The organism is Paenibacillus suaedae, from assembly GCF_032337355.1.
In the GTDB taxonomy this organism is placed as follows: domain Bacteria; phylum Bacillota; class Bacilli; order Paenibacillales; family Paenibacillaceae; genus Paenibacillus_B; species Paenibacillus_B suaedae.
Genome location: NZ_JAVYAA010000007.1, coordinates 172,004 through 184,709, shown reverse-complemented (window position 1 = coordinate 184,709; position 12,706 = coordinate 172,004). Strand labels below are relative to the sequence as shown.

Below are 12,706 nucleotides of genomic sequence, written 5' to 3'. Positions count from 1 at the left end.
CCCTTGTTCTCCCTGCTAGGGGATGGAGCTTCATTCCCTTTGCCGGCAGTTGAAGCATTCCCCGTTGGCATCCCTTATCCGCTGCTCGCAGCCGCTCCGCTTTCGGCGTTGCTCGGCACGGCTCCACCAGCGGCATTGCCCGCTGCACTTCCGCCCCCGGCGTTGCTCGGTGCAGATTCGCCCGCCGCATTGCCCGCTGTGCCTCCGCTTCCGGCGTTGCTCGGCGCAGATCCGCCCGCCGTATTGCCCGCTGTGCCTCCACTTCCGACGTTGCTCGGCGCAGATCCGCCCGCCGTATTGCCCGCTGTGCCTCCGCTTCCGGCGTTGCTCGGCGCAGATCCGCCCGCCGTATTGCCCGCTGTGCCTCCACTTCCGGCATTGCCGCCTGCGTTCCCGCTGCCATTCGCGACGGCAGGAGGCTGTGCAGCGGGTGGCGCCGGATTCAGCTTGCCCAGCGCCTTATCGATCTTGCGCTCCATGCCCAGCACACGTTCCAGCATGTCGATTTCCTGATAGATTTGCTGCGCGGCGGAATAAGCATCGATAGCTCCCAGATAATCCTGCCCGGCTAACTGCTGGTCGCCCTTCTTCTCATACTTCTCGCCCTCCAGCAGCCGCTTCTCCTTCCGCAAACCAGCAAGCTTCTCTTCCGCTGAATCGAGCTTGGCTCGGATATCCTTCTCTCCGTCGGTGTACCCTTCCTCAAGCGCGGATTTCCGTGCCTTCTGGTAAGAACTGCGCGCCCCAACATAATCCTGTGCCTCGAACTTCTTGTCCCCTTCCTGCACCCAGTTCATAACCTGCATGTACGTGCGGGAACGGTCTATTTTCTCCTCTAGCTGCTTATGATTGAACTCTTTGTATGGCTTTGCTTCCTCCTGCGCCTTCCCGTATTTGTCCAGCGCCTTCGCGAAGTCCTGTCCCTTGAAAGCTTCATCTCCGTCCACCATAAGCTGCATCACGCGCTGCTTCTTCGCGAAAAAGTCCCTGTGGAACTTGTCCTTCAACCGAATCGCCATATTGCGCGCCTCACTGTAATCCTTAATGGCCTTCGGATAATCGCCATCCTTCATATACATGTCTGCACTTTTCTGATATTCGAACATGTTCTCCAGATTCTCCGCTTGGATCGCCGCCTGCTTTATGAAGTAGAAGGCCGCGCCTCCACCAACCAGCAGCAGCACGATCAGGGCCAATAGCCACTTCTTCAGCAAACGCCATTTACGCTTCGGATCCTCCTTGAACACCTTGTTCGCATACACAGCAACAGCCGTGTAATTGCTCACCGTTTGCCGCTGCTTGCTGAGCAGCACGTCCTCAAGCGTATCCGTGAAATCCTCTGGCTCCTTCGCATCCGCTAATGCGTCGACCATTTCCGTTGCGTTGACATCCTCCCACAAGCCAGGGGTGCACAGCAGCAGAACATCTCCTTCAGACAAAGGAGCCTTTTTCGAAACATACGGCTCCAGGCGCTCCGGCTGCCCCATATACTGAAGAAGATTGTGGCGTTCCTCATGAACCTCCATCGCTTCTTCCGAGATTTCTCCGGCATCCTTCATCGACTGTGCCAAGCTCTGATCCCTGCTGCGACCGAATAAGCGTCCGCCGCGAAAGTGATACAGGCGGGCATTCCCCGCTGCCACCCAGCGAATCTTCGCATAATCTGTCACGACCAGAATCAGGCTTGCCTTAAGGCGCACGCGCTTGCTCTCCGTTCGCAGCCATTCATGCGCTTCCTGCATGTAATGCTTCAACCGCAGCGAAGACATCGTCGGCTTCTCCGTAAATCGGCCAAGAATGCTCTTGACGACCATCTCGGCACTGTCGACTTCCGTGTCCGAATCCAAGCCGTCCGCGATGACCCAGCAGGCCATATCATCCAGCTCCACATAGGCGAAATAGTCTTTATTATGTAGAAAAGAACCGGCCTCCGTCACGAAGCTGGTCTTAAAGTCGCTGTTCTCCTTTCTCATCCTTACCCCCGCTTCTCCTGTCCCATGATTCGCATACCTATCACGGAGCTCGTGTTCAAAAAGGAAATTCCCGCCTTCACACAATCAAAAGCGAGTAAAGTGGTCGATTCGATCTGTCTCTCCCAGAAATCTACCGAAGCCAGGAACAACAGGCTTCATGCGTTATCTACGATGACAATGGTCGCGTTGTCTTGATTGGCCAATCTCTTCTGTTCGATCGCTTCGATGATCTCCTCGGCTGCATCGTGAGGTGAAATCGGCTTGGACAGAATCTGCTCCAATTCCACTTCCGTCATCGTGTTGTACACCCCATCGCTGCAGAGAATGATCCGGTCTCCCGGCTGCAGCCTGAACGGCTCGCTGCCGATCTCGATGCTCTTGAAATTCTCATATCCCAAGTAATTGATAAGCCGCCTCTTCATCGGGTGCTCCATCGCTTCTTCCCTTGTGATCTGCCCCGTTAAGCAGCGTTCCTGCAGCACCGACTCCAAGATATGACGCTCATTCATCCGGATGAAATTGTCTTCCCGGAACACCATGATCATACTGTCGCCCACAGCACCCCAATACAGGAGATCATCCGCAATGACGGCAGCTACCAGCGTCGTCCCTCCAGGCGCGCCCTTCAAATTCCGCAAAATTTCCGTATTGCTTATCTTGGCCGCCTTCGTGAAAAAGCTCTGGACTTCCCGAATATGCTCTAACTTGAGGAACTCTCGAATAAATACGGTTACCGCGAGCGTACTCGCCATTCTGCCGTGCGCCAGGCCGCTTATGCCGTCCGCAAGTACGGCGGCCGTACCGTGTGCGGTCGTGACGCTGGCGAAATAATCGTCCTGCTCCTCACGAGCGCCAATCGTCTGCCCATTGCCGATCGGCATGCCGGACGCAGGTGGCTCAAGGCTCACCGTATCCAGCAGCAGCCGGCGCCGCACACCCAGCAGAAGCAGAATTGCGGCTGTACAAGTCAACACGATCAGATACGGTACCCAATTCTGTACATCCATTGTGGTCATCATCCCTAACCCATATTGTGATTCCACTCGAAATGTATGCCGCAGAGCGGAATGAAGATAAATTTGCTGCGACCGAGCTGAATGACGTCATACGCTGCCAGCTCCACCGGCGAATAAACGGCTTCTTCGTTGTGATAAGCAAGTCCTGAGGCATCTCCTGGCAACAGGTAGAAATTGCGCTTCTTCGGATCATATACGATTACCGCATGATTTCTGCGCGAGATGGCATTGTCGCCCAAGATGCGAATATGCATCTCCTCTGCGCGCCCGATAAAATTCTTCTCCGCCATAATCCGATAGTCCTGACCAAGCTGAGGGCCCTCAATGCATACGAGCCAGCCGGTTACCGGCTCGATGCCGGTCGTTTCCCCTAGGTATGGCATCGTCTTCTCATTGTCCTCCACGTGCGGCGGCCTCTTCGCGTCCACATTCTGCGGCTGTTCCACCGATATGCTGCAATAAGGGCATATGCTGCCATGCTTCCTCGTACTGAACATGTGTCCGTTAGCGCATCTTGTCAGACTCATCTTTCTTCATTCCCCCGTCAATTTGAATAGTTCTCCTATGATCATGAAGTCAATATATCGTTCGTTATTTCGCCAGTAACCGCGTGTTGGCAATGCTGATGACATCGCCGGAATGAATCCGGCATGGCTCCTCCGGCTCCAACTGATTCACCCTTTTTCCCCCGGCTCTTCGAATGCCCACCCCGCTGCGGGAATCAAGATCCTCGATGAACCAATGGCCCGAGGCATAATTGAGCACCGCATGATGTTTGCTAATAAGCGACGCATATTCCGAATCCGACAGATCTATGTCAACCTCGCCTTCTGCACCGGTTTTGCCGATAAGCAAGGATGTTTCGCCGTGGATATACCATTCCTTTACACTCTCTCCCTCTTCATTCAGGAGTACAAGCTTGGCAATGGTGTCGACTTCGTCCTGCCGGCCTGCTTCACGACTACCGGAACGCCGCGCCGCATACGCGATTATCGCGATCGCCAGAAGGACTCCGACCGCCGCCTTCAGGACGGGATCGATGTTCCATATGTACACATATAACAGAGCAGCAACCACAATAGCTGCAACCCCTATATCAATGAGCGCGATCCACCCGCTATTCCGATTGGCATGACGGTGAACTTGATCGCTGCTATTTTGCTTACTCACATCTCATTCCTCCGTTGCTCGCTCAACTCATGTGCATCCCTTTTATCAAAAAAAAGCACCGTACCTAAAGCAAAACGATGGCTTTGCTAGCTTGTTCGGAGCTGTTCTCAATGTCACTCTGCCTTGTCATATTCGTCCGAAAATACCATACCGCGTGCGTATAGTCGCCGAAGCCGTACCCGAATTGCATGGGCAATCGGCAGAGCCACTCTATTTTTTCTTGTTCATACCGAAAAAGCGTTGGAACATCTCGGACGTATCTATCGGATTCCCCGCGTCCTTGCCGCCGTTCTGCATTGGCTTCTTCGTTTTCGGATCAAAGCCAAAAAATCGCGCGAAATTGGCTTCCACGTTCTGTGGATCGAAGTTGGCCCTTCCTCTTGCTGCTTCTCCGGAAGCTGAATTGCGCCCTCTTGAATGAGCAGACTGATTATCATGATTTCGTTCGGAGCCGCGCTCCATGCCATCCAGCTTATCATCATAAGCCTTCCGTGCAGCCTCATCCTGAAGCACCGCGTAGGCTTCATGAATCTGCTTGAACCGTTGTTCCGCCTCGCTGCTTCCCCCATTTACGTCGGGATGATACTGCTTGGCGAGCCGCCGATATGCCTTCTTCAATTCTTCAGGCGATGCATGCCGCTGTACGCCCAGAAGTTCATAATAGTTCGTCATTCGCCTCGCCCCTGCCTTTCTAACGGTTTTCAACAAAATATTGCAATGCTTCTCATGAATTTCCCAGTGTACCGGATAAAAATATTAAGAGGCTGGAAGCCTCTTAATATTTGTTGTCCGCATTGCCACCAGAACAGGACGTACCTGCTTATACCGGGTAACCGCCGTCGATTGTAGCCAGTTCGGTTTTGTCTTTCTTTTGTTTGATGTACAGCGTGAATGTACCTACGCCTTCCGTGTCCCCGTAAGTTTCGGAGTAGTCAACCACGAATGCGTTCGGGAAATGCACTTTGCGCACCACTTGATCCGCAGCGACAACCTCAAGCGTTACCTTGCGGTAGCAGTCCGCCTTCTCGGCAGGAACGAGCGACCACAATGCCAGCTTCTTCGTGTCGTCAGCGTTGTCACCGTCAGTCGCCGTAATAATTTTGCCGGAAATGCGCAGCGTCGCGCCCACGTCCGTCGATCTTGCGTTGGAATCATTCGGTGTGTCCGTGTCATACACAACTTTCTGAATGTTGTCCATGCCGAGCTCGATCGTTTCTGCGCCTTCTACTCTAAGTATGAATCCCATGAATTTTGCCTCCTTGAATGAAAATAATTTAGTTTCCGCAAGCATGGAATGCTTACGGGATTTATGTTGGAAGGCGCGCTTGAAGCACGCCTCTAACATACGCTTCCATATGCCAGCCAAGCTTCTAATCATTAGGCTTTAACAGGCGTAGTGCCCTTCGTGATCATGACTTCGAGATTCTTCACATTGCCGTTGAACACAAGATCGATATGGCATAGATTGCTCTTGTCGTCTATCACATAGGACATGTCATCCCCGTCTTGAATGATCGAGTTGACAAAGCCGCGCGTACCAAGCCACTTGCTCCTTTGGCTGCTCGGATTATTGCTGAAGAATTTCACGATGTTCTCATGCTTGAAGTCACCCGTCTGGAAGCGGAGAATCCGCTCGATATAGGTGCTGACAAGCGTTTTGTATATGGAATCAAAGCCATTCTCGGTCAATGCCATGCTTCTGGCCTTGTATACCGTGATTCGCTTGATGTCTTTATCCTGAAGCTGCGCATTCTCGGAAGAGAAGACGAAGCCAAAGTTTTTATAGTTGATCGCGTCTTTGATGTTGTTCGTAAATCCAGTAATCTCCTTCGCCATCGTCGTAACCGCGCGCAGCGCATGGTCGCTTGCTTCAATATCGAAGCGTACGCCCGGATAATCACGGCTGACGTTCTTGAACGATTCGCGCAAATATTCCGGACACTGATAGGCAGCAACGACCCCTGCAGCAACATAAGCGGCGCCTACGTACACGCCCTCGATCCACAGCTTCAAGATGTCTTCCTTATCTTGGGACAGCTTGACTCCGTCCTCCGTGTGGAGCATGCGGCTATCGATGACAACGCCGGACTTATCCTTCGGAATAATGGTGAAGTTCGGGATGCATGGAATGGCGAACTCGCTGTATTCCTTGCGAACCATGCTGCCGCACTTGTCGATATACTTGTCGAGACCGGTGGTTGCCAGACTGTTGAAGGTCGTCTCTTCTCCAGATTCGAAGTTGAAGAATACCTGCACCTTATAGTCCTTCACGACTTGCAGAAGCATCGACAGCGATTCCATCGTGTTGCCTTCCTGCTTCACGGTCTTGCCGTTGCCGCGGAAGCGTTCGCGGGACACCTTCACCTTGCCGGCCGATTCCAGCTCGACGGACGGCACGATCCCGAACCAGATCGTGTCGGAGAATTCATTCTTCGAGTTCACCGTGTTCAGATATGTCTCCAAGCGCGGAATATTGCTGCTCTTCACGGTCATATCCAGCTTCGCGTTCGTGATGAGCATGGACGGAAGCATTCCCTTGTTCTTGGTCGCATACTGATCGAAGAACATCCGTACGCCCAGTATCTTCTCCACGAGCGGCTTGACTGTTTTTACAAAGTCATCCTTCGCATTCTTGTAGAACTCCAAATACGTATTATAGTTTTGTACTTCCGTCTCCGTATCGACCTCGTTATGTACCGCTGGCAGCGGACAGAATGTACGCACTACCAAATCCTTCACGTATGAAGACGGCGTCTCTGTAATGGATTCATAATCTTCGCCGAACACGTTCGAAAGCTCGGTACCGCTGTTGTCATCCAAGAGCATCAGCTCGGTATTGTCGCTCTTCGGCGCTTCAATGATCTTCAATTCGCCCGACTCGCCGATCGTCAGCATGCCGATTTGGATCGCCTCGGCTTGATTCTCCTCCCGCGATCCGCCCAGCAAGAGCCGTGTCTTGATATCTTCAATCGCGAGCGGCAGCATTGCCATCACGTTGTTGTAATTTTTGCTGGCGTCCTCGAACATCCCGTTCAGCTTATCGCCCAAATCAAGCTTCTTCGGATCCCCTTCATCCAGCTTGTCATACTGGCCATACAAGTAATGGATTTCCTTGCGCACTTGGCGAATATCGTCCATCACCTTCTTCGGCGAAATCATGTCGAGCAGATTCTCGAACTTGAAATCGACGTTCGTAATTCCCTGACTGCGCTTCGTATCGATCAGGGTGAACAGCATTTTCAGAAAATCATTGTTCTGGTCGATCTTAATTTCTGAGATGCAATCCTCGGCGATTCCCTCCGGCTTCTTCAGCGTATACATCACTTTCTGATTGGCTGCATTGTAGAACGAATACACGCTCGGGGAGAACTTGTCGAGGAACTCATCAAAGCTCCGAACAAGCAGGTGCTCGTTCACTTCCTTGATCTTGTCGTCACTGAGGCTGTCAATTCCTTTGACATCGCCTACGATGGTCAGCAGATCCAGCATTTCCGGGTTAATCTCCTCGAAAAGCATGGCTCGGTTCGTTTGACTGATAATGTCCATAATGTCAGCACAAAAAACGGCAGCCAACTTGGCTTACGCTGGAACGCATAAGCTAGGACTGGCATGCACGACTTTATGCTTCCTCCTCTCTATTTCGTTGCTATAGTCTTCTCGCACTAGATATGCAAGAGAAGTCATTCCTTCGCAAATACAGTTTCTATAATTTGGGTGATTAGTTCTATTTAAATCTTAGAGAGAACATCCCAAATTTGTCAATATTATTTATTTGTCGCTCAAATTCGCTATAAATCCCCTTGATTTACCCAAATCAAGAAAAAAATTTGTCGTTAGCCCTTCACTTTTTGGTACTTATTTCCGATGATTTGAGATAGGATGACAGTACCAACTGCCCAGTATCCCAGACACCATTCCTCCTTTTCCCAAATATTTCGGTAGAATCTAACAAATACTTTATATCGAAACAAAAAATATTTATATTTTTTGTTAAAAGGTGGGTATATAGCTTTTATGTGTAGACGAAATATTTTCAAATCTATGATTTTCCTGCTTACGACCTGCTTGTTATTTCTAACGTCATCATCCCTAATACCTATTCGCACTTCCCTAGCTCAGGCCGATTCAGCACAAGGAATCGATGCCGTATTCGTCATGGACGTCAGTTATTCCATGAACGAGACCGACAAGGAAGGCATTGCGTCGGAAGTCGTCAATATGTTCATGGACATGAGCGATTCGGAACGCACGCGTATTGGGTTCGTGGCCTATAACGACAGAATCGTGGCCTCGGAGCCGCTAACTTCGCTCGCTGAGCCTGGACAGAAGGAGAAGCTGAAGCGTCAGATCAGCAGCTTGCGCCGCTATGGGTATACGGATCTGGGCCTCGGCTTGAAGAAGGGAGCCGAGATTGCTGGTAAAGGTACTGGCCACGGCCATAAGCCATTCATTATTCTGCTGTCCGACGGGGGCACCGACTTCGGCAATGCTTACACGGGCCGAACAATCGCCGACTCGAACCAAGACGTAGAGCGCGTCATTCAGCAGGCGAACAAGCAGGGATACCGTATTTACACCATTGGCCTGAATCATGACGGCTCGGTGAATGAGAAGCAGCTGAAGACCATTGCCGCAAAGACCGGCGGCACTTCTTATGTCACGACTAGCGCAGAAGAGCTGCCTGATATATTCAACCGCATTTTCGCCGATCAAATCCAATCGGTTCTCGTTCCGATCGCCGCGTTAACTGCGACTGGAGACTTGCAGGAAGTAAAGGTTCCACTTCCGAACTCCAGCATGTCAGAGGCGAATCTCATTCTGCTGTCTCAGAGCCCTTTGCTGGAGTCTCAGCTCTATAACAGCACCAAGAATGCGCGATTCTATAAATCCGGCAAATATACGTTGATGAAGATTCCCGAGCCGCGCAAAGGCGAGCTGCTATTGAAGTTCAGGGGAATGACAGGGGATGTTATAAAGGTGAACCTGCTTGGCAGCTATAACATGCGGGCAGGCGGAGAATTGACTTCCAAGGAAGCGACGAAAGGACTGCCGACAGCCTTCGCGGCTCGCTTGTATTCCCTGTCGAACAAGCAGCCATTGGAAGATAAGGATATATACACGGACGTACAGGCAGAGCTTGTTATCACCAATCGTCAGACGAAGCAGAAAGAACGCGTGCAGATGACGAACAATGGGACAGGCTTCTCGGCGGAGCATCGTTTCCGCATATCAGGAAAATACGACTGGAAAATCATCATGAATGGGCCCCACTTCTTCAGAGAAACTGCTGGCAGTATGCTCGAAATCGTCAATAAAGCGCCCGTATTGTCCGGACAGAATCAAATTGGCATCGTGAAGGAAGATGGAGAGACGAAGCTGAATTTCAAGGATTATTTCACCGATCCGAACGGAGATGAATTGACGTACAAGATTGTCTCCAGCGATCATAAAAATCGAATGGAGGCACGTGTCGACGGTGCGACGCTCTACCTGTCCCCGCTGCATTCCGGCTCTTCGGAAATAACCGTAACGGCAACCGACCCTGAGGGGGGAACGGTTACTGGAAAGCTGAACGTGCAGATTTCTTCGGTGTGGGAACGTTATTGGATTATCGGAGGCTGTGCGTTGGCTGCATTGATTGCCTTATTCGCACTATACGTGCTGCTGCGTCCAAAGCCGACGTTCACTGGGAGACTGGAAGGGTACTTCTTAAATACGGCAAGCGGCAACGAGGTTCCCGTTAAATACTGGCCACTTACTTCCTTCGGCAAAACACGAAAAGTAAGCCTTCAGCAGCTGTTTGCCCGCCTGGATGTGAATGAGCCGTTGCCGGAAGCCGCCCATATCCTGTTCGAGGCCGGCAAGAACGGAACGCTTCGAATCAAGCACCGTACCAACTGTACGGTGGCCAAGGGACGTACACCCATTAAGCCGAACGATACGGCAACGCTTGAATACAATGATAAGTTGTACATTACGTTCGAGGATGGGATAACGGAGATCGAGCTGCGCTTCAAAGCTGTTAAACAGGGCGCTGTATCGTATGCGGATCCGTCTGCAATGTCACGCTAAATGAAATGGGCAACCGGTAGGGACAATGGAAGTAGATACAAATCAGGGGCCGATTCAGTTCATTAGAACCTAGATTTCAATAAGTAAATAAAGAGGCTGTCCCACACTCGGACAGCCTCTCATTATTTATTAATAAGGCATCGTTATGCCATGTTGCGCTCTATGCAACACATCTATAAATGCCACCTAGCACACTATATTGATGTAAATCGTACAACATGACCTGTTGCAAACGTAGTTGCACCTACATCCTACTTCTAAGCCTGCTTGCGATCATCCTGCTGCCGCGCCTTGTGCTTGCCGAGCAAGCGCTCAACCATTGCCAGCAGAATTCGTTCCGCATGCAGCGCGGCCTTCATCTGCTTCATAGAAGCATGCCTCTTATCTGGGCGAACCGCTAGTCCCTTGCGAATAGTGCGCTCCATCAGCGGGCTGACGCTGCGGTTTAGGCTTCTGACCGATTCCAGATTATCCTGGAACAAGCGCCTAGTCACATCATTCGGCGTGCGGCCGCTTAGGCAAAAATACATCGTAGCTGCAAAGCTGTATACGTCGGACGTGATTCCCTGCTGCGATTTTTCGGAATAGAATTCAAGCGGCGAATATCCCGTGCTCGTAAAAATCCGATGACCCGTCTTCTCATAGTATATAGCAGAACCGAAATCGAGCAGCTTCGGCTGACCGTCCTCTCCAATGATAATGTTCGCTGGCTTGATATCGCGATGAATGATGCCTTGCGCATGGACATATTCAAGCGCAGATGCAAGCGGCAGTATCGTATCGCGCAGGAAATCGGCCACGGAAACAAGCCTGCCTTCTTCAACAAACCGCTCAAGCGAGATGCCCTTGCAATACTCCATTATCATATAATGCGTCCCGTTCTCCTCAAAATAATCCACAAGGCGAACGATGTTCGAGTGGCTCAATTGCTGCAGCATCTGCGTTTCCATCAGGAAGGCCTCCCGCAGCTCATCATACTGCCGTTGAACAGAGGGTACACGGCACAGCACGGTTCGCTTGTCCAGATCGCGAAGAGCTACCTGCCTCGGGTAGAACTCCTTCACGATGACCGCCGCTCCGTCCGCCAGCTTCCGTCCCGCATATACATTGGCCAGCTCGCTGCAAGCGATTACTTTCTTCACTTTATAGGAATGATGAAGCACAACATTTCGATTCAAACAAATGCCAGCATAATCCGGTTTCACGGTTTCCTCCAGAAGCTCTGGCCTGACTGGGACGTGGAAGTTGCATCGTCCGCCAGCAGACACGTAGTATCTATTATTGTAACACGATACCCAATATTTGCTATATAAGATTTATATGGTTTATTGAATTCTATGAGATAACGATCAAGAGAGATAATGCTTTGACCTTCAATCTTTTCCCATGATATAATTCGGTCATTCTTTCCAATGAGGTGAAATGGATGTCATTCCGCAACGTTCGAGGTATGTAGGTTCCGGGCTGGGTCAAAACGCGTACCAGCTATCAAGGGGATAGTCTGCCCTTTTGAGCCTAACGGAACAGAGAGCCGCGCAACGAAATGGAATCCATTCAGAAGGATATGCAGTTGTACAGTTCCTGCCGATCTGACAACTCGTATGCCCATTAATTTCACATACTATTGGAAGGCGGAATCAATATGAACTCTTTCGATTACAAACAATTTTATGATCAAGTAGGCAAGCTGAACGGTTGGGATTTCAGTCAAGTGAAATCAACTACAGAGGGGACGAATTGGGAGCTATTCCATGAGGCTGGCAAGCTGTGCGCCAAGTCGGACATCCTGCTCGACATCGGTACAGGTGGCGGTGAATCTGTGCTGCCGATCGCAGGTCAAGTGCTTCTGCTCGTTGGAATCGATGCTTCTGCAAGCATGGTCTGTACGGCACAAGCGAATCTGGCAGCGGCGCAGAAGCCCAATGTACGCTTTATGCAGATGAATGCAGAGCAGCTTATGTTCCCAGATCGACACTTCAACATCATCACATGTCGACATTCCGAATTCAATGCCACAGAAGTTGCTAGGGTATTGACGGACGATGGCGTGTTCCTAACCCAACAAATCAGTGAAGGCAACAAGCTCAACCTGAAGCAGGCATTCGGCAGAGGACAAAGCAACGGCGTTGAATCCGGCACCCTGCTGCGTCGATATCAGAAAGAGCTTGGCGAAGCAGGATTCATGAATATCCAATCCTATGAAATCAATCTGACACAGTATTATCAGACCGAAGAAGATCTGATGTTCATCCTTACACATACGCCAACGATACCGAACTTTGGGCAATTCGAGGACGATATGCGCATCTTCAAGCAATTCGTCGCCGACAATAGCACAGATAAGGGCATTCGTACGAATGAACAACGGTTCGCCATTGTTGCAAGAAAGCATTAATCCATCATACGATTTGAGCGATGACTCTTATAGACCATCCTTGCGCATGTAGGATTATTTAATGGTAACTGTCACACTTT

General features: G+C 50.8%; 10 protein-coding genes. 2 read left to right on the top strand and 8 right to left on the bottom strand.

Annotation, left to right across the window (positions count from 1 at the left end; genetic code table 11):
• Positions 1-74: 74 nt before the first annotated feature.
• The 7 genes from RQP50_RS23995 to RQP50_RS23965 all read right to left on the bottom strand — a co-directional run bounded on the left by RQP50_RS23995 (position 75) and on the right by RQP50_RS23965 (position 7,705).
• Positions 75-1,973 carry a serine/threonine protein phosphatase gene (locus RQP50_RS23995; protein WP_315746977.1) on the bottom strand — a complete coding sequence of 633 codons (1,899 nt, stop codon included), beginning with the start codon at positions 1,971-1,973 and terminating at the stop codon, positions 75-77.
• A gap of 155 nt (positions 1,974-2,128) precedes the next feature.
• Positions 2,129-2,980 (bottom strand): PP2C family protein-serine/threonine phosphatase, encoded by an 852-nt coding sequence (locus RQP50_RS23990; protein ID WP_315746976.1) that lies wholly within the window; start codon positions 2,978-2,980, stop codon positions 2,129-2,131.
• Positions 2,981-2,994: 14 nt separating this feature from the next.
• Positions 2,995-3,516, bottom strand: coding sequence for an FHA domain-containing protein (locus RQP50_RS23985; protein ID WP_315746975.1), 522 nt, complete (start codon positions 3,514-3,516; stop codon positions 2,995-2,997).
• Positions 3,517-3,580: 64 nt separating this feature from the next.
• Positions 3,581-4,159, bottom strand: coding sequence for an FHA domain-containing protein (locus tag RQP50_RS23980; protein ID WP_174809899.1), 579 nt, complete (start codon positions 4,157-4,159; stop codon positions 3,581-3,583).
• Between the two features lie 210 nt (positions 4,160-4,369).
• Positions 4,370-4,831: a J domain-containing protein gene (locus tag RQP50_RS23975; RefSeq protein WP_072730056.1), complete on the bottom strand. Its 462-nt coding sequence runs from the start codon at positions 4,829-4,831 to the stop codon at positions 4,370-4,372.
• 148 nt (positions 4,832-4,979) lie between these two features.
• On the bottom strand, positions 4,980-5,405 hold the full coding sequence (locus RQP50_RS23970) for a membrane-associated protease 1 (protein WP_315746974.1): 426 nt from the start codon (positions 5,403-5,405) through the stop codon (positions 4,980-4,982).
• Between the two features lie 131 nt (positions 5,406-5,536).
• The gene (locus RQP50_RS23965; protein WP_315746973.1) at positions 5,537-7,705 is read right to left on the bottom strand and encodes a transcriptional regulator; all 2,169 of its coding nucleotides are present in this window, start codon (positions 7,703-7,705) and stop codon (positions 5,537-5,539) included.
• 468 nt (positions 7,706-8,173) lie between these two features.
• Here RQP50_RS23965 and RQP50_RS23960 point away from each other — a divergent pair, with 468 nt between their 5' ends.
• Complete coding sequence (locus RQP50_RS23960) at positions 8,174-10,231, top strand: VWA domain-containing protein (RefSeq protein ID WP_315746972.1); 2,058 nt, start codon at positions 8,174-8,176, stop codon at positions 10,229-10,231.
• Between the two features lie 257 nt (positions 10,232-10,488).
• Here the strand turns inward: RQP50_RS23960 and RQP50_RS23955 are convergent, their stop codons facing one another.
• A complete protein-coding gene (locus RQP50_RS23955) occupies positions 10,489-11,436 on the bottom strand; it encodes a serine/threonine protein kinase (protein ID WP_072730053.1) in 948 nt (315 codons plus the stop codon).
• A gap of 437 nt (positions 11,437-11,873) precedes the next feature.
• On the opposite strand from RQP50_RS23955, the gene RQP50_RS23950 reads away from it, so the two are divergent.
• Positions 11,874-12,626 carry a class I SAM-dependent methyltransferase gene (locus RQP50_RS23950; RefSeq protein ID WP_315746971.1) on the top strand — a complete coding sequence of 251 codons (753 nt, stop codon included), beginning with the start codon at positions 11,874-11,876 and terminating at the stop codon, positions 12,624-12,626.
• The last annotated feature ends 80 nt before the right edge of the window (positions 12,627-12,706 follow it).